Below are 18,457 nucleotides of genomic sequence, written 5' to 3'. Positions count from 1 at the left end.
ATCACGATAATCATCCCTATATGCAGACTTAATAGATTGAACTTCCAGCTCAATAGAGCCAAGTTTTCTATTCTCAGATTTAAGAATCAGTGGTATTTCAAGGTTACCAACGTAGATATTCGGGGATATTAAACCTGCATGCGGGAACCTTGAAAGAGGTTGGACGATTTTCATACCAGGATCCTCCAGAATGTATGCTGAGTTATTCAGTCCATACTCATATTGAAATCCTTCCATAATCTGGTACCTCGCCTCTCCATATTGGAGAGCATCTTTTCCCAGATCATAAATTACCCCATCATTTTTGGAGATAATTTCCAATTCAAGCCCATGGCAGAATTGGTCGAGTGGTATTTTTATAGATCGTATTTCCACTGATCAGGCTTCTGCAAAACTAGCAAATCCATTTTCCAAACAGCTATGATACATTCTGTGGATTTTTTCCAGTGATATGGGATATTTAATAATTTCTTTATTAGAAAAATCGAAAACTTTATTATCCAATACCTCTCTTATTTTTTGTCTATCATGTAAACAAAAGCCGCCTAAACTTTCGAGTACGCCACGTAATTTTCTTTGGGACCCATGTAGCTTAGGAAGTAACTTTTGCATAATAGCAATATCTATTTTCTCTTCGGTTTCCAATTCCTCGTCCAATTTGGATAGATGGTGAACCAAACGAAGGATTTCTGTAGCTGTTCTATACCCAAATTCAGCGCCTACTTGTTTCAATTCCCCAAAAAATTTCAAAAGTTCACTTCTCACTTCCTCTTCTGGGTTTATTTCCTTCGATTGGGCCATTTCCAAAAAACTCGAGGCCATTGCAGCTCCCTTTGTATTCAATTCCTCCAAATCGATTAACCCTACATTTTTGAAGAAGCTTTTCATATCTTCTTCTGAAACCCTAAATTCAATTGTATTTGCCCTATCAAGTACTTTAGGGCTAAACATATTGGTAGTTTCGTCAATGTTGACGGTTCCAATGATAAATAGGTTTTTGGGCAATCTCAGTTTTGAAGAAATACCATTAATGGATGTACCAGAAAAAAGTAATATATCATCATTTGATTCCATGACACTAAGAAAATCTGCAAAATACCTTTCTACATGACTGAGGTTCATTTCATCCAAAATCAAAAAGTAGGGCAAATCTGGATGGTTTTGGGCGTCAAGGATCAATTGTAACACATCAGTGTCAGGTTGGATGTATTCTCCAATGTTTAGAGCATTGGGATAGCCCAATAATGGTTCCCGATTCGTACAGTCAGCTCCTACTGGAACTATTCTGTATTGACTATCGTCTTGACTGATCCATTGAACAAATGCCTGAGCTAGTTTAGTCTTTCCAGATCCTGCTAAGCCCGTAAGAATAACAAAGGGCTTGGTAAGTAGGGAAGCAGTGAATCTTGTAATAAGCTTTTTATTAAAAATAAGACCTGAAAGAAGAATGTTTTTATAAAGATCTTTTGCATTGAACCTTACATCTTCTTTAATAGAAGTGTCATTTGAAATGAAATCAATCGTTTTATATATATCAATCAAATTATTTAAATCTTTATCAATCACCTCTTGATTAGGAAGATCTTTTGTAGAATAGGATTTAAAGACATAAGAATTACCATATCTTCTTGGTTTATTTAAGCCTTTGTCGGAAAAGTATTCTTTTATTGATATTAGGTTATTAATTTCCCAGTTTTTGAAGGGTGAATTTTCTTCACTAACTCCATAAGCTAATATTAATAAATCACGATCTTTGAAAAACAAATAAACTGGATATATACCTTTGCTAGTAACATTAGGTTTGATAAGAAATGAAATCCAAGGAATAATGGCCGTATTTCCTTTTCCAAAACTAACTTTAACGTTTGTACCTTTATATTCTTTTATATAGCTTTTTACTGAAAGTTTTTGTGTTTGAGCCTGGTCTAAAAACTTTAATAACTCATTATAATAACTCATCTAGTATTTTTATTAAAAGTAGTGAATTGAATTATTACCTTCAATGAGGTAAACCTGCTAAAATTACAATTAAAGTTAATTCATTTATTACATTGCTATAAAAATTTCAAAACCTCCCTCACCACCGGCACATCCGCCTCAGCCCAGTCCAAAGCTAACAATGCTTCTTTTTTCATCCATTGGTAGGCTTGATGTTCTTCCAAATGTAGGCTTCCAGACTGGATAGTTGCCAAAAAGGGGATCAGGCGAATGGTAAAGCTGGGATACTGGTGATGCACTTCGGTCAGCCGCTCACCTACTTTGATCTGCAAGTGAAGTTCTTCTTTGATTTCCCGCATCAGGCAGGCTTCCTCCGATTCACGCTCCTCCAGTTTGCCGCCAGGGAATTCCCATTTTAAGGGCATTTTCATGTTTTTTGCCCGTTGGACGGCAAGGACTCGTCCGTCTTGGATAATGATGGCGCAGGTTACGGTTACCATTGAAAAGTGGTTTAAATGACTAAGATAATATATTTTAGGATTTAGGACTGGTACCATACTAAATTTAGGTGCATCGGATCAAATATGGGCTTTTATGATAAAATAGCTCTAATATTGTCGACGGTCGACTGTCAACTGTCCACGGGGAACCTATCCGGGAAAATTGAAGTACAAGAGACTCCGGACTCAATACTCCCTACTCAAGACTAAGCGCTTAACACAGCAATAATCCCATCCCCTTCCCCAATTCCATAAAAAGCCCTAATTTTGCGGGATGGAAAATCGTGCAGTGATATTTGATATGGATGGCGTGATCTGTCACACCAACCCTTACCATTCCCAGGCTTTTGATGCTTTTTTTGCCAAGCGGGGCATGGAGGCCAGTGCAGAAGAGTATGCCGAACATATGTATGGCAAGCCCAATAGCTATATCTTCAGCCATTTCCTACAGCGGGAAATTAAAGGCGAAGAGCTTTTGGAGTTGGAGAATGAAAAGGAGGGACTGTTCAGGGAAATCTATGAGGAGCAGGTGACTCCTATTCCCGGTTACCTGGAGTTTTTGGAAAGCTTAAAGCAAAATGGCTTTCAAACGGGCGTGGGCACTTCCGCTCCCAGGGCCAATATGGATCTGATCATCGACAAGCTGGGCATTAGAACCCAGATGGAATCCTTTATGGCCAGTGAGGATGTAACGACCCATAAGCCTAATCCGGAAGTCTATCTAAGGTCTGCGCAAAACTTATCCACAAAACCGGAAAACTGTGTGGTGTTTGAGGATTCTTTTTCGGGTGTTTCTGCCGGGATCAATGCGGGCATGAAAGTCGTGGGAGTGTTGTCTTCCCATACCAAAGAGGAGCTTCCTCCCTGCCAGTTATACATCAAGGATTACCGTGAAATAGCAGTGGAAATGGTGCTGGAATTGCTGGGATAAATTTCGCATACAAAAAAATGTATAAGGAAATGTTTCGGTGTGGAAAAATCAGTGGATAAGATTTTTCCACACCGTTTTTTTAGGCTCCCATAGCGGTGATGACCAGTTTTCTATTCCCTCCGTAATCCCTGAATTCTCCCAAATAAATGCCTTGCCAGGTTCCTAAGGCCATTTTTCCCCTGGAAATGGGAATAGTTACCGAGCAACCGAAGAGGCTGGATTTGATATGGGCGGGCATATCGTCGGGGCCTTCATAAGTGTGGATAAACCGTGGATAACTTTTCGAAACCATGTCATTGATAAAGGTTTCGAAGTCCTTTCGGACGGTAGGATCAGCGTTTTCGTTTATGGTCAGCCCTGCCGAAGTGTGCTGGATAAAAACCTGCAAGGTACCGGTTTGGATTTCGCGTAGTTCTGGAATGGCCGCTTCCACTTCGTGGGTAATCAAATGAAAACCCCTGCGGTAAGCTTGAAGGGAGATATGCTTTTGAAAGAATTTCATGGTGATAATTATGTATAAGCTATTTTATGGATGTTAAAATATTGAGAGAAATTGGTCCACGAATTTGCACGAATTTTTTGTAGTGGAATGATATGTGACTTTCCTGGCTCCAATAAATTTCTTTTGGGTTTAAACCCGCATTATTTATTATCCTATCTATTGCGACCTAAAACTGCTTCAAAACTCTTCTCGAAAAACCAAATCCAAGCCTTAATGTTCCTTAATTCCTTAATGGTTATATTAAAAGGTCAATGAGCTAACTGAAATGCCCTTACTAAAACAGTTGCTGGTACATTTCTTCCAGTTTGGTGACGGGGATGACTTTGATGTTGAATGTGGATAAGTCCACCCCTTTTACGGCATATTTGGAAACGATGATCTTTTTGAAACCGAGTTTGTCCGCCTCTGCAATCCGGCTTTCCATCCGGTTTACTGCCCTGATTTCACCTCCTAGCCCCACTTCGCCAGCAAAGCAAAGCTCGTGGGAAATCGGCGTATCCTCATAAGAGGAAATCAGTGCCGCACAGACGGCCAGGTCCAAGCCTGGATCATCCACCCGCATCCCCCCGGCCACATTCAAGAATACATCCTGTTGGCCCAGACGCATCCCTCCCCGCTTTTCCAATACGGCCAACAGCATGTTCAAGCGCTTGGCATCATGGCCGGTGCTGCTTCTCTGTGGGGTGCCATAAGTGGCCGGGCTGATCAAGGACTGTATTTCGATCAGCAATGGCCGGTTTCCTTCCTGCATGGCCCCAATGGCCACGCCGTTGAGCACCTCTTCACGCTGGCTGAGCAGTATTTCGGAAGGATTGGCCACTCCACGAAGTCCCTCTGACCGCATTTCATAGATGCCCAGTTCATTGGTAGAGCCAAATCGGTTTTTGGAAGTACGCAGAATACGGTAAGACAGGTGCCTGTCTCCCTCAAACTGCAGTACCGTATCCACCATATGCTCCAATATCTTTGGTCCGGCGATGGAACCGTCCTTGGTGATATGGCCGATCAGGAAAACAGGAGTGCCGGTTTCCTTGGCAAACTTCATCAGCTCCGCGGTACACTCCCTGACCTGGGAAACACTGCCGGCAGCTGATTCCACGTGTTTGCTGTGCAGCGTCTGGATGGAATCGATCACCAAAAGTTCGGGCTTCAAGGCTTCTATCTGCTGAAAGATGGCCTGGGTATTGGTTTCGGAGAGCACAAAACAGTTTTCTGACTTGAACTGCATACGGTCTGCCCGCATCTTGATTTGGCTTTCACTTTCCTCCCCGGAGACATACAGCACTTTGGTGGCCTGGAGCACCAGGGCAATTTGCAGCATCAAGGTGGATTTTCCTATGCCCGGTTCCCCTCCTATCAAGGTCAGGGAACCGGGGACGATACCGCCGCCCAGCACCCGGTCCAACTCGGCGTCTTTGGTCACCAATCGTGGGTGTTCCTCATAATTGATTTCATGCAATCTTCTGGGCGAATTGGTCCGCTTGCTTTTTTCAGAACCCTGTTTCCAGCTTCCACGGCCATTTTCTTCCTTGTGGATAACTTCTTCTACATAGGTATTCCACTCCCCGCATCCAGGGCATTTGCCCACCCATTTGGGACTCTGCGCTCCACAGTTTTGGCAGAAAAAAGCGGTCTTTATCTTTGGCATGGTTTCTTTATTGGGATTTAGGTAAATGGTTATTTGGGAGTTGGCTGAGGATGCTGATCGGAATTATTAATTCCGATCCTTAAACTTCAAAATGGGATTATTAATCCGTTTATAAATCGAGACATTTCTCCTCTCCAATAATTATTGAGGGGCATTGCAAATGCCCCTTATAGTAAGTTCCCCATTTCAAATGGGGAACAGCAGGCCCCTTCGACCCCTTCGACAGGCTCAGGGTCCAAGGCTCAGGGACCGAGGCTCAGGAGCAAGGTTCAGGGACCGAGGCTCAGGAACCGGACAATTTTACAATCCTAAAATTTTTCAATCTTCCAATTCTCCTTAGTGTGCTTCGAGCCAATCTTTGCCTACTCCTACTTCCACTTTCATGGGGACTTCGATTTTCAGTGCTTCGGTCATCAGTTTGGGGATTTCTTTTTGCAATAGTTCCACCTCGTCCTTGTGGGCATCGAAAACCAATTCATCGTGTACCTGAAGGATCATTTTGGATCGGAGCTGCTTTTCCTGCATCCATTGGTGCACCTGGATCATGGCCACCTTGATCATGTCCGCCGCGCTGCCCTGGATCGGTGCGTTGATGGCGTTTCGTTCGGAATAGCCACGCATGGTGGCATTCCGGCTGTTGATGTCCCTGAGGTACCTCCTTCTGCCGAGGATGGTTTCCACATATTCGTTTTTTCGGGCTTTCTCGATGCAGTCGTTCATGTATTCGCTTACTGCGGGGAATTCTTTGAAATAGGCATCGATGATTTCCTTGGCCTCGGTACGGGAAATGTTCAGGCGCTGGGAAAGTCCAAAGGCGGAGATTCCATAGATAATGCCGAAGTTGGCCGTTTTGGCTTTTCGCCGCATATCGGAAGTGACCTCCTCCAAAGGTACCTGGAAGATTTTTGCCGCGGTAGTGCTGTGGATATCCCGGTCGTTTTGGAATGCCTCGATCATGGAGGCGTCTTTGGAAAAGGCCGCCATGATGCGCAATTCGATCTGGCTGTAATCCGCCGCCAAAATCACATGGTCTTCATCCCGGGGAACAAAGGCCTTACGGATTTCACGGCCCCTTTCGGTTCGGATAGGAATATTCTGCAGGTTGGGGTTCACAGAGGAAAGCCTTCCGGTGGCCGCCACCACTTGGTTATAGGTGGTATGGATGCGGTCAGTTTTGGGATTGATCAGAGTGGGCAAGGTGTCCACATAAGTGTTTTTAAGCTTCACCAGCTCCCTATAATCCAAAATGGCCTGTGCAATCTCATGTTTTGGCGCCAGCTTGGAAAGCACTTCTTCTCCCGTGGCATATTGGCCGGTTTTGGTTTTTTTGGCTTTGGGATCCAGTTCCATTTTCACAAAAAGCACCTCTCCAAGTTGTTTCGGGGAGGCCAGGTTGAATTTGGTACCTGCTAATTCATATACCTTTTGTTCGATTTCCACAATTTCTTTTTCCAGGTCCTTGGACAACTGGGCAAGACTCTCCGTGTCCAACCTTACCCCTTCGTATTCCATGGCCGCCAAAACGGGGATCAGGGGAGTCTCCACCTCATAGAAAAGCTTTTCCAAGCCCCTGTCCTGCAGGTCTGGGTTTAGTTTTTGGGCCAGTTGTAAGGTAATGTCGGCATCTTCAGAGGCATACTCCACTACTTTATCCACATCCGCATCCCGCATATTGCCCTGGGATTTGCCCTTTTTGCCGATCAGTGTCTCGATGGAAACCGGCTTGTAATTGAGATAATGCTCAGCCAGCCAATCCATACCGTGTTTGCCTTCCGGCTCGATCAGGTAGTGCGCCAGCATGGTATCGTACAAGGTGCCTTTGACCTGAACGCCATAGTTTTTCAGGACCAGGACGTCGTATTTTATGTTTTGGCCGATTTTGGTGATCTTCTCATTTTCAAAAACAGGTTTAAGCGGTGCCAACAGCTTTTGTACCTCTTCTTGGTCTTCGGGAAAGGGAATGTAAAAGGCTTCCCCCGTGATGTAGGCAAAGGAAAGGCCAACCAGTTCTGCCCTATTGGGGTCCAGATCGGTGGTTTCGGAGTCAAAGCAGATTTCATCCTGGAGCTCCAGGTATTCCACCAATTCCTTTATCAGTGCTATGGTATCCACTTTATGGTAGCTATGGGCCAAGGAATCTACCGAATCCATCTGGCTTGGCTCTTGGATGGGACTGGTTTCTGGAAGTTCCTCTTCGGCTTCTTCCTGTGCCTGATCCTCAGGGCCTGTGAAAAGCCCCAGTTGCTCATTGACCTTGGTGGTCGTTTTTTTCATGGCCTCCCCAAAAACGCGCTGGGTGAGCGTTCGGAATTCCAGTTCAGCAAAGAGTGCCTTTAGTTTTTCCTCATCAGGGCCGTCATATTCCAAGTCCTTTGGCTTGAACTCAATCGGCACATCCTGCTTGATGGTGGCCAGTTCTTTGGATAGTAGGCCTTGCTGACCGAACTTTTCCACATTTTCCTTTTGCTTGCCTTTCAGCTCATGGGTGTGTTCCAGCAATCCCTCAATGGTGCCATAGGCCTTGAGTAGTTTCTTGGCGGTTTTTTCACCGATTCCAGGGATGCCGGGAATATTGTCCACCGCATCGCCCATCAATCCCAAAATATCCCTTACCTGATCCGGATCTTCAATTTCCCATTTGGCGCAAACTTCTTTTGGCCCCATGATGTCCACGGCATTGCCCATAAAGGCCGGTTTGAACAAAAAGATGTGCTTCTCCACCAACTGCCCATAATCCTTGTCGGGGGTCATCATAAAGACTTCGAAATCCCGGTATTCGGCTTTTTTGGCAATGGTCCCGATAATATCATCCGCTTCATAACCGTCCAGCTCCAAAATGGGGATATTGAAACCATCCACAATCTGCTTGATCCAGGGAATACCCACGGTAATGTCCTCGGGCTGTTCCTGTCGGTTGGCTTTATAGGCTTCAAACTGCTCATGGCGAAATGTGGGGGCGGCCGTATCGAAAGCCACGGCGATATGGCTGGGCTTTTGTTTTTCGATGACTTCCAAAAGTGTATTGGTAAATCCCAACATGATGCCGGTATTGAGGCCTTTGGAATTGATACGCGGATTTTTGCTGAAGGCAAAATGTGCCCGGTAAATCAGGGCCATGGCATCTAGGAGAAACAGTTTTTTGCTAGCTGTGCTGGACATGGGTTTAATATGCTTAAAATGTTAGAATTGGCCCGCCGGGCAACTTCCTCCGTTTCGGAGAAGGGCTAAATTACAAATTATAATGGAAAGGATGGATAGTCAAAATGATCTTCTTGACCAAAGGATTTTATGCCACTGAATGGCAGTGCGCTGAGATTTTATCTGATAAAATTTAGTGCCGGAAATGTATTTTGGATTAATATTTGATTAAAGGTAGGATGGTTTCCAAATCATTGATTTTGCGAAGAGGGTAATTTTCGTAAATTCAAAGGAACTAAGGTATATTGTTTATCACTAAACCAAAAAATGATATGAAAAGGATCGCGTACTTTTTAGCGGTATTGTTTTGTTTCACGGCCCTGGCACCGGGGGCAATGGCCGAACCCGTAAAAAAGGAAAAAGAAGACACTGAATTGACCCCCAAAGAGGAAGCCAGGCTGGAAGAAATGAAAAGCCGGGTGGAGGAAATCAAATCCATGGATTTCTCAAGCATGAGCAAGGAAGAACGAAAAGAAGTAAGGGATGAGCTCAGAGGCATCAAAAAGGAGGCAAAGACCATGGGAGAAGGGGTTTACCTTTCTGTAGGGGCCATTATCATTATCTTATTGATTTTGATCCTAGTTACCTAATCGGTAAAAAACAACATGATTGCACACAATTGTGCCAGCAGTATCAAAATTACAAAAAGTGTTTGCCGCAGAGCTCGCAGATCAGCGCAAATACTTTTTTATTGATTTTGCTGCATTTTAGAGTACTTCTAAAGCAGCAGTCCACTGGTACAAGGGAGTATAATCAAAAAATAAGACAAAAAAAGCGGTCCATGTGAATGGAGACCGCTTTTTTTGATTTAAGGGATGATCCTATTTTTTAGAAGGAATACGTAAAGCTTGCTACGATGTTCCTTGGCTTTTGAGGGTTGATGGTCGAATAACCTGAATAGTATTCTTTGTCCGTTAGGTTATTCACATTAAGTGCAATCCTAAAGCTAGGTGTACTATAATTTACCGCTGCATTGAGAATAGTATAGGCAGGCAAATTAAATGCTCCTGTTATCTTACTATCCAATATCTGTAACGGACTGGAATGGTTTCCACCAAAACCAAAGCCAAGTCCCTTTACCCTGCCCTGCTTGATGGAGTAATTGGTCCAAAGATTAAAGAGGTTTTTGGGACCAGAGTTCATCGGCCTTTTACCCTTTTCAAGCCAAACGCTAGCTTCTTCCCCTTCCAGAATTTCACTGTCATTATAGCTGTATCCAGCAATAATGCTCAGGCCTTCGATTGGATTGGCCTGAAGGTCCAGTTCTGCTCCGCGGCTTTGGATTTTGCCCCCTTGAAGACTGCTATTGAAATTGTTCGGGTCTGGGGTGACCACGTTTTCCAAAACAATATCATAGTAGCTGACGGTGGCATACAGCTTTTCAGAAAGGACTTGTGTTTTTAGGCCAAATTCAAGTTGGTTTGCATGCTCCGGCTCAAAGGATATCACCCTGGGATTGCTGCCATCAGAATCGGTCACTTGCCTTGGAGCTACATTGCTGAAACCGTTCATGTAGTTGGCAAATAGCGATAACTTATCCTTAATGGGCTGGTAGATCAGGCCAAACTTAGGGGAAAGGGCGGTTTGGTCGTAATCGTCATCATCGGTGCTGATATCTCCCTCCGTATCAAAATAATCCAATCTCAAGCTGGCCATGGCAATCAACTGCGGGGTGATATTGATCACATCGGAGGCATAAATGCTGAATTGCTCATCTTTGGAATTGATGTTGCTTCGTCCGGTGGAGGCCAGCACATTATCCACGGAAGGTCTGGTCAGGTATCGGGGTTCCACTGTATTGCCCGAAAAATGGTCGTAGTTGATTTCTCCTTGTGGAGTGACATTATATATCCAGGCAAAGCCCGTACTATTATTGATCAGGTTTCTGGAGAAATAATCCAAGCCTACTACCAGACGGTTCCGCAGGGTTCCCAGTTTAAAGTCACCGATGAAGTTTTGCTGAATATCCGAAGTATTGGTCTGGGCAAGTTGTTTGCTGGCGTAAAGGCCGAAATCTCCTTTGCCGTTTTGGTTATCAAAAACGTAGGCATAATAACCGTCTGATTTGGCCACGCCCCTGGAAAGTACCGTTTGTGAAGTCCACTGCTCGGAAAGCTTGTAATTCATCTGACCCTGAAGGATAAACCGTGGATTTCTCATGGAGAGGTCGTTGCTGGTCAGGGAAAGTCGGTTGTTATAGTTCAGCTCCTCAAGATTGGTAAACTGCAAGGGAGTGTTCCGGCCCAAAAAGAGCATGGTTTGGTTGGTGCTTTCTTGTTCCATGAATTCGGTGTTGACCAAGAAAGAAAGCCGGTCGTTGGCTTTATAGGAAAGGGAGGGTGCTACAAAAAGGGATTTTTTGAAACCGGCATCCTGAAAACTGTTTTCGGTATGGTAGGCCGTATTGATCCGAAGGTTCATTCCGCTTTTGATCGGTGCATTGATATCAGCGGTAACCCTGTTCAGTCCAAAGCTTCCCGCCAAATAGCTAAATTCACCTCCAAATCCTTCATAAGGCTTTTTGGTGATGGTGTTGATCAATCCTCCATAGGAGATCAAGCTACTTCCAAACAGGGTACCTGATGGCCCTTTTATCACTTCGATTCGTTCGATATTGGCCGGGTCCAGGCTGCCATTCGTCAGTCCGGGAAGGCCATTTACCATGGTGGCCTGGGCCTCGAAGCCCCTTAGGGAGTAGAATGAAGATCCATCTCCGTATCCCCTACCTGTGGATTCCCAAAGTTTATATATTCCGGGCACATTCCTAAGCGCATCGTCAAAATTGGTAATGGCCTGCTGCTTCAGCAGATCGGAAGAGACCGTATTATATACCTGTGGATTTTCCAGATTGCGGAGGGGCATTTTGGAAACGTATTGACTGGTGCCCGGATCCGAATCTTTGCGGGCACTGATCACGATTTCATTAAGCTGACTGGCATCTTCTTGCAGGGTGATCTCCGAAACTTGGCTAACTTCACCAGCAGCGACCGTCACAGTAGTGGATTTACTGCTCATTCCGATGAAGGTGGCCACTAAGGTGTATTTGCCCGGTTTTACTTGGTGAAGGACATATTTTCCATCTGCATCGGTGACAGTGCCTATTTTTGTGCCTTGTAATAAAATGTTCACAAACTCCGCAGGATAGCCATCGGAGGTTTTCACGGCACCGCTAATACTACCCGATTGGGCTGCGACTGTCCCTGTAATGGCAATTAAAAGCCATAAAATGAGTAGAGATCTTTTCATAGAAGTAGAGGTCTTAAAGTAGACTTGGTATAAAATATTGTAGAATTAAAATAAAATACTGCAAATTTACTTGATGTGACTTTAAGTGCAAAAGAACTTAAAAATTTAATGCTGAAGTAAGGCTAAAGGTCTGTCCGTAGCTAGGAATGACGTTTTTGAAACTCTGATGGAGATTAATAATAGGTTATAGGAATATCTGCAAAGACACCAGTAGCTATAAATTATAAAACCATATCTCACAGAATGCACAGAAACCCACAGAAAAGATTTTTAATTCCGTGTAATCCTGTCTGACGCCAGGTAGATCTGTGGTCATTTGGCGGGATAGATTGTGAAATCTCCGCCGTAGTGGACAAGCTGTGAGAAATAATTTAATTGGTGTAATTACGGATGGTCGAATTAGGTTATCTGTTCTTGTTCAATGTTCGAGTTCGCATGGAAAAAGTTTCCAATGAAATTTAATAAAGTCTATTTTGTACGTTTTGCCAGCTTGATTCATGGAGAATTGGGGTGTTTTTTAATCTTCAGGAAGACTTTTCAGGTAAGCTTTTACTTTTAAGGCCCTTAACAAGATGACCGAAAGCGGAAGCAGCCAAAGGAGTTCATTAAAACCTACATGGAAAATGGTCCGCTTGTTCCAGCCGAGGGTGTCAGCATAGTACAGGGCAAACCAAATGGCTGAAATGAGCTTTCCCCCTATGCCTATCATGGTCATATAGGTCCAACTAATGGGATAAAACGCACTTAAGAATAGCACAAAGCCAATGATCAACACGAAGCTACCATAGAAATTGGTGCTTAAATCAAAGGTGCTTTCAGGCTCCATGGCCAACCAAGAAAGTAAAGGCTCTCCGAACCACTTGAAAAAGGCTCCCCAGGCCACAGTAAACATCCCTGCAATCAGGATCAGGCCCCGCATGGGCATGGTAAAGTGGGGAATCGGTCGGTTGTCTTCCATGATGATCGCTTTATTGGTAAAAAATCACTTTCTATCCTGCAAAACTAAGGGATGTGGAGTATAATACCGCGTTTCGGCATTTATTCCTGCGCTTAATAGCATTTTTATTATTTACATTTTTAAAGTACATGTATATACGCAATTATGCCAGTATCCCCTGATTATTAAAATAGTCTCTCACGGATTTCACAGATATCCACGGAAAATTTCTTTTTATTCTGTGAAAACCCGAACAATCCGTTAGAAACAGACATACTTGTATAAAGGCGTATAATCAGTTTACAGTAAAATGAATTGGTAATAACTATCCATTTTTCTCTTAATTGTGTTTTCTTTTTTGATCTTTCTACTTTTTTTCGGTTTCTCTTATTTATCGAGATAGAAACAAGATCATCTGTGTTTATCCATTTCATCTGTGGTAAAAAATTGTGGGATTCATGGCTGGTGGAAAAGTAGCTGAAAACTTAAACGGTCACTTGGCTTAAGCTTTTATCCGGTCAAGGAAGTCTGCCTTATAAGCTTGGCCAATGGGAATCTGTACGTTTTTTATATGGACCGTATTTCCCTCGATATGATTTAACTTATGCAGGGAGATTGCAAAGGATTTATGGATGCGGATAAACTCATTTTCGGGCAGTTGGTTGATCAGCGTTTGGAAGGTTTCATGTACGATAAGAACCTTATCCACACAGTGCACTTTTACATAATCCCCAAAGGCCTCCAAATACACCATTTCATCCAATCCAATGCGGAAAAGTTTTTTCTCGGACTTTAGAATCAGAAAGCCCGGATCAGTTTTGATTGCTGGGCTTTTGTGGAATTTGGCAATGGCTTTATTAACAGCCTTTAAAAACCGCTCGAAGGGAAAAGGCTTCAGCAGGTAATCCACCGCATCCAGCTCAAAGCCTTCAACAGCATATTGTGGATATGCCGTAGTAAAAATGACATAGGGCGGATGGGATAGCGATTTGTAAAAAGCCAGTCCGGATAGCTTAGGCATGTTGATATCCAAAAAGAGCAGTTGCACCGCTGATTTTCTCAGTACCTCCCCTGCCTCCAAGGCATTTTTGCACGAAGCAATGAGTGTGAGCTCTGGTACATCGGCAATGTAACTTTCAAGCAGTTTTCTTGCTGCGGGCTCATCCTCGACTAGCAAACAATGGATCTTCATAATGGATTTCAAGGTTTACTTTAAAGGTATGTTCATTTTCGGAGATTAGGAATTTATGCTTCCCCGGATATAAGAGCTTCAGCCGGTTTTTGATGTTTTCCAAGCCTACTCCATGGTCTTCCTTATCGCCCAGGTCCCCGGTTTCCCCTTTGTTGTTTTCAATGGTAAAAAGTAACTTTTCACGCTTGGAGATTAATTCCATGTGGATAAAGGTGTCAGCAACATTGCCTTTGATGCCATGTTTGAAGCTGTTTTCAATCAATGGAATAAGCAACATTGGCGGGACCAAGACATCGTGTTCAACTTGTTTTTCAAAAGATATCGTTGAGCCTTCCTCCATACGGTGACGTTGTAGGTCGAGGTAGTTATGGACCTGCTCCACTTCAAGGCTCAGTTTGACCAATTCCTTATTGGCCTCATAGATGGCGTAGCGGAGCAGGTCGGAAAGCTTGATGATGACCTCCGGGGTTTCCGAGGCCTTGTTCAGCGCCATGGTATACAGCAGGTTGAGGGAATTGAAGAGAAAATGCGGATTGATCTGTGAACGCAGGGCCTTGAGCTCAATGGCCGTTTTTTCTTTTTCCAACTCGCTGAGTTCCTGTTTCGCCTCCAATAGCTGAAACCATTCTTTGGAGAGTTTTAGCAGAGAGGATGCCAGCAGAAAAGCAGAAAAAAACTTGGCCAAATCCCAGACAGTATAATAGGAGATGAAATAGTAACCCGGCAGCAAGAAGTCAATGAGATGATTGAAAAGGAGCAGATTGAACCCTATACCCAGCAGTAAAGCCATGATTACCGCAAGGCTAAAGTGGAGGTACTTAGCAGGACGTAGAAGCTGGGGAATCGACCAGCTAAGGTTGAGGTAAACAGGAATGGCCAGCGTCACCATAAAGATCAATGTATAAATCCTGTCCACCGGATAGATCTGGCTGTTGTTGGCAAATAGGTTCACCAAGACAAAATAAGCCAAGGCCCAAAAGAGCAGGTGGTGAAATCCGCTCTTTCGGATAAAATGTACAAAGATATGATGGGATGTAGGCCTCACTTTAAGCTTTCGGTTTTAAGATCAAAGGTTCATCTGCAAAGGCATTTTTGTTGTCGGCGTATTTTATGACAAATTTCTGCAATTCCTCGGGGGAGGCCGTCAGGAGCAGCGCGCCAGATGGTTCCTCGTGTGAAATCTTGATCCTATTTTGCTCAATCAATTCTTCCAGGAATTCATCATCGAAAGGGTGAATGGTGATTTGGTTTTCCGCCAATTCTACTTTGGCAAAAGTGTGGACTGGAAACATGTGGGAAGCCCCCATGTAATTTTCCAGTTTACATGGAAGAAAGTCTTCTGGAAAAAAGTCCAGGTAGTACTTATCCCCCAATTTCATTAAGAACAATTCAAAAATGACCGTTTCGCCTTTCTGCGTATGCTCCAGTAAATAGCGCTTGTCGCTGTTGTTGGCTTTTGGATGGGATGGGTTGGTGGCCGATTTCCAGATTTTCCAGATGCTTTGTTCATTTTCAGACTCATTGCCTACCCAAAGTCCTTCAATTCGAGGATCAGTGAGCAGGTCCTTGCTGGTGTAAAGGGGGTAGAGACTGGGAATGCTGCAGCTACTGACCAAAACCAGCAGAATGAAGGGAAGTAAGGCAATTTTCTTTAAGGTTTTCATGATCATTGAAATTAAGATGAATAATGGTTTGAAGGTAAATGGAAGAAAAAAAACAAAGAAATTATTTCGACGAACGGGCCCTGGTGAGGGTCAAATAAGAATTGGTCCGGTAAAACAGTGGGAAATTATGCTTATGTTACGTTAATCGTAAACGGGCGTATTGCGTAGGACGAATCCTTTGTCTCAAGCTATTGGTAAAGCGGGTTTAACTATTTGGGTAGCTGTCCCGCTGTGCGGGACAAGGCTGCTTGTTTAACTGCTTAACTGAAAAATCACGTGAAATCGGTCAGTGCTGCCTGTGGGAGACAGGTAACCTATTAAACAAGAAGGTGACTACGAAAAGTATTGACATATCATGCTTAACATAAGAATAGTGTGATGTTTTTTGTAGGGTAAGTTGTTCAATTATCAACCGTACAAGTGCCTGATTTTTGGTATATTAAACAGGTCTTAACCCAATAAAATTTTCAATGATATGAATGTAAGCACAAAAATTCCTTTATGGTTTTGGATAGTGGCTGCTATCATGCTGCTATGGAACCTCATGGGCGTAGGCTCTTTCTTTTCGCATATTGGCATGTCTGAAGAAGCATTGGCTGCAATGCCTGAGGCAGAGCAGGAACTCTATACTGCCTATCCCATGTGGGCGACTATTGCCTTTGCGTTTGCAGTATTTGGCGGGGTATTGGGCTGTTTGGGGCTCTTGCTGAGAAGGAAATGGGCAAAGCCAATATTGATCGTTTCATTGATAGCCATTGTCATACAGATGTTTCACAGTCTGGTCATTGCAAGAGCGATGGATGTGTATGGTCCCGGAGCGGTGGCAATGCCGGTCATGATCATAGTGACGGCCGTATTTTTGGTGTGGTTGGCCAATTTCAGCATAAAACGACATTGGCTGGTTTGATTAATTGCAGCCATTAAGATCATGCTCAGACTTGAACCCATCATAGGAGTAGCTGATGTAGAGAAGAGTTCCCGCTGGTATCAGGAACTCTTAGGTCTGCAGAGTCAACACGGAGGAGATGTTTTTGAAATCCTTGCAGGCCCGACAGGCAGTACCGTTTTGTGTCTGCATCATTGGGGAAGTCACCGGCATCCGACTTTATCGGATCCGGAGATATCTACGGGAAATGGCTTGATCCTCTATTTTAGGGTGGAGGATACCAATATAATATGGGAAAGGGCAAAAAGATTAAAAGCAAAGGTGGAAGAAGAGCCTCACGTCAACCCAAATTCGCATCAATGGGAATTTTCTATACGTGATCCCGATGGTTATTACCTAACGGTTTCAAACTAATTGTAGAGGAGCGGGTTGTTAGTAGTGAATCGTCAGTGATTTTTTGGCCAACTAAGTTGGTTCCGCTGGGTAGTTGTCACACTTATTTTGGTGCATATGAAGATATTATTGATAGCTGTAGGTACCCGTGGGGACATGGAGCCTTTTATCGCCGTTGGTCAGCAGCTCAGTAAAAGAGGAAATGAGGTGATTGCTGTTTTTCCAGAGCAGTTCCGCGGATTGGCGGAGGCAGCGGGGCTTGGCTTTCGCTCGCTTGGGACTGAATTTATAGCAATGGTCGAAAGCGATTTGGGAAAGCGCGCCTTGGGGGGCGGGGGGTCGATTTTAAAAAAGCTTCCCATTTATTTTCGCTTGGCCATGCACTACCGAGGAATCAGTAAAAGTATGATCCTTAGGCAAAGTGAAATTGTAAAAAGGGAAAATCCTGATAGAATTTTGAGACACGCCAAAGCGGTTTATCCCATCCTCTGGGAAATGTTCCATCCTGGAAAGACGGTTTTGCTCAGCCCGGTTCCCTATATTCTTTTTGAAGTAAAGGATCATCCTCACATTGCCTTCAACAAAAATTTGGGAAGGCTCTTTAATAAATTTACTTATTGGTTGGCCATTTCCGGTTTGGTCATCACCGTCCAGAACAGTGCAAAATGGCTGGGCGTAAAAATTGTTCGCTCCATAAAAAAGACCATTTTGTCCTCAAAAACCATCTATACCATTTCGCCTTCGATTTTCAGGCGTCCCATATATTGGCCCAGACACGTCAGGGTGCTGGGCTATCAGGAGCATGTAATCCGACAGAAGTGGAATCCTGATCCCTTATTATCAGATTTTCTAAAGGTACATCCCAAGATCCTGTTTGTCACTTTTGGGAGCATGACCAATCCTTATCCACAAGAGAAATGCAAAATTTTTGTGGATGTTATCCACAAATTGAATATTCCTACCCTGATCAATACGGCTGATGGTGGATTAGTTCCTCCCGACGGATTTCACTCTGACCTGGTCTACTTTGTAAAGGAGATTCCCTATCATTGGATTTTTCCCAAGGTATACGCCCTTGTCCATCATGGAGGATCGGGGACTACCCACCTGGGATTGAAGTACGGCTGTGCCACCATGATCATTCCTCATATCATCGACCAATATCTATGGAATAACGCCTGTAATGAACTTGGCTGTGGACCTTTGGGATTTGAGATTGGGAAATTGGCTCCAAAGATACTGGAGAAAAAATTGATGGATCTTTGGAACAATGATCTTTATAAGAAACAAGCGGTGGAAATTTCAAAGAAGATGAGCAAGGAAAATTTTTCTGAAGAAATCCTCAGTTTCATTATGGAATAGGCCGTATTTGTCAGCAATTCTCTTTTTTCAAAACCTGTTTTTATGTAATCAAAAAGTTAC

General features: G+C 43.7%; 15 protein-coding genes and 1 pseudogene. 5 read left to right on the top strand and 11 right to left on the bottom strand.

Going from position 1 to position 18,457, the window contains the following annotated elements:
* The 3 genes and pseudogenes from ACYVAA_RS19025 to ACYVAA_RS19015 form a co-directional block, all read right to left on the bottom strand.
* Nucleotides 1-375: pseudogene (locus tag ACYVAA_RS19025) on the bottom strand (hypothetical protein); the annotation flags it as partial.
* Nucleotides 376-378: 3 nt separating this feature from the next.
* Complete coding sequence (locus ACYVAA_RS19020) at nt 379-1,959, bottom strand: MrcB family domain-containing protein (RefSeq protein WP_460544797.1); 1,581 nt, start codon at nt 1,957-1,959, stop codon at nt 379-381.
* 95 nt (nt 1,960-2,054) lie between these two features.
* Nucleotides 2,055-2,438: a (deoxy)nucleoside triphosphate pyrophosphohydrolase gene (locus tag ACYVAA_RS19015; protein WP_460544795.1), complete on the bottom strand. Its 384-nt coding sequence runs from the start codon at nt 2,436-2,438 to the stop codon at nt 2,055-2,057.
* Nucleotides 2,439-2,712: 274 nt separating this feature from the next.
* On the opposite strand from ACYVAA_RS19015, the gene ACYVAA_RS19010 reads away from it, so the two are divergent.
* The gene (locus tag ACYVAA_RS19010) at nt 2,713-3,369 is read left to right on the top strand and encodes an HAD family hydrolase (RefSeq protein ID WP_460544793.1); all 657 of its coding nucleotides are present in this window, start codon (nt 2,713-2,715) and stop codon (nt 3,367-3,369) included.
* A gap of 79 nt (nt 3,370-3,448) precedes the next feature.
* Here ACYVAA_RS19010 and ACYVAA_RS19005 read toward each other — a convergent pair whose 3' ends face one another.
* The 3 genes from ACYVAA_RS19005 to polA all read right to left on the bottom strand — a co-directional run bounded on the left by ACYVAA_RS19005 (nt 3,449) and on the right by polA (nt 8,678).
* The gene (locus ACYVAA_RS19005) at nt 3,449-3,871 is read right to left on the bottom strand and encodes a YjbQ family protein (RefSeq protein ID WP_460544791.1); all 423 of its coding nucleotides are present in this window, start codon (nt 3,869-3,871) and stop codon (nt 3,449-3,451) included.
* 274 nt (nt 3,872-4,145) lie between these two features.
* Nucleotides 4,146-5,519, bottom strand: coding sequence for a DNA repair protein RadA (gene radA / locus ACYVAA_RS19000; RefSeq protein WP_460544789.1), 1,374 nt, complete (start codon nt 5,517-5,519; stop codon nt 4,146-4,148).
* A gap of 336 nt (nt 5,520-5,855) precedes the next feature.
* Nucleotides 5,856-8,678, bottom strand: coding sequence for a DNA polymerase I (gene polA, locus ACYVAA_RS18995; RefSeq protein ID WP_460544787.1), 2,823 nt, complete (start codon nt 8,676-8,678; stop codon nt 5,856-5,858).
* A gap of 311 nt (nt 8,679-8,989) precedes the next feature.
* Between polA and ACYVAA_RS18990 the strand changes: the two genes are divergently transcribed.
* Nucleotides 8,990-9,307 carry a hypothetical protein gene (locus ACYVAA_RS18990; RefSeq protein WP_460544785.1) on the top strand — a complete coding sequence of 106 codons (318 nt, stop codon included), beginning with the start codon at nt 8,990-8,992 and terminating at the stop codon, nt 9,305-9,307.
* A 238-nt stretch (nt 9,308-9,545) separates the two neighbouring features.
* On the opposite strand, the gene ACYVAA_RS18985 is transcribed toward ACYVAA_RS18990, so the two are convergent.
* From ACYVAA_RS18985 to ACYVAA_RS18965, 5 genes are all read right to left on the bottom strand, one after another.
* Nucleotides 9,546-11,963, bottom strand: coding sequence for a TonB-dependent siderophore receptor (locus ACYVAA_RS18985; RefSeq protein WP_460544783.1), 2,418 nt, complete (start codon nt 11,961-11,963; stop codon nt 9,546-9,548).
* 517 nt (nt 11,964-12,480) lie between these two features.
* On the bottom strand, nt 12,481-12,921 hold the full coding sequence (locus ACYVAA_RS18980) for a hypothetical protein (protein ID WP_460544781.1): 441 nt from the start codon (nt 12,919-12,921) through the stop codon (nt 12,481-12,483).
* Nucleotides 12,922-13,402: 481 nt separating this feature from the next.
* Nucleotides 13,403-14,092: a LytR/AlgR family response regulator transcription factor gene (locus ACYVAA_RS18975; protein WP_460544779.1), complete on the bottom strand. Its 690-nt coding sequence runs from the start codon at nt 14,090-14,092 to the stop codon at nt 13,403-13,405.
* Nucleotides 14,061-15,137, bottom strand: a complete 1,077-nt coding sequence (locus tag ACYVAA_RS18970; protein WP_460544777.1) for a sensor histidine kinase — start codon at nt 15,135-15,137, stop codon at nt 14,061-14,063. Before ACYVAA_RS18970 ends, ACYVAA_RS18975 begins: the two co-directional genes overlap by 32 nt.
* A gap of 1 nt (nt 15,138) precedes the next feature.
* Nucleotides 15,139-15,756, bottom strand: coding sequence for a hypothetical protein (locus ACYVAA_RS18965; protein WP_460544775.1), 618 nt, complete (start codon nt 15,754-15,756; stop codon nt 15,139-15,141).
* Between the two features lie 475 nt (nt 15,757-16,231).
* Between ACYVAA_RS18965 and ACYVAA_RS18960 the strand changes: the two genes are divergently transcribed.
* The 3 genes from ACYVAA_RS18960 to ACYVAA_RS18950 all read left to right on the top strand — a co-directional run bounded on the left by ACYVAA_RS18960 (nt 16,232) and on the right by ACYVAA_RS18950 (nt 18,397).
* Complete coding sequence (locus ACYVAA_RS18960) at nt 16,232-16,663, top strand: hypothetical protein (protein WP_460544773.1); 432 nt, start codon at nt 16,232-16,234, stop codon at nt 16,661-16,663.
* Nucleotides 16,664-16,684: 21 nt separating this feature from the next.
* Nucleotides 16,685-17,056, top strand: a complete 372-nt coding sequence (locus tag ACYVAA_RS18955; RefSeq protein ID WP_460544771.1) for a VOC family protein — start codon at nt 16,685-16,687, stop codon at nt 17,054-17,056.
* A gap of 96 nt (nt 17,057-17,152) precedes the next feature.
* Nucleotides 17,153-18,397 carry a glycosyltransferase gene (locus tag ACYVAA_RS18950; RefSeq protein ID WP_460544769.1) on the top strand — a complete coding sequence of 415 codons (1,245 nt, stop codon included), beginning with the start codon at nt 17,153-17,155 and terminating at the stop codon, nt 18,395-18,397.
* Nucleotides 18,398-18,457: the final 60 nt, after the last annotated feature.

Source organism: Echinicola sediminis (assembly GCF_054777495.1).
This window is presented reverse-complemented; position numbering and strand designations above follow the sequence as displayed.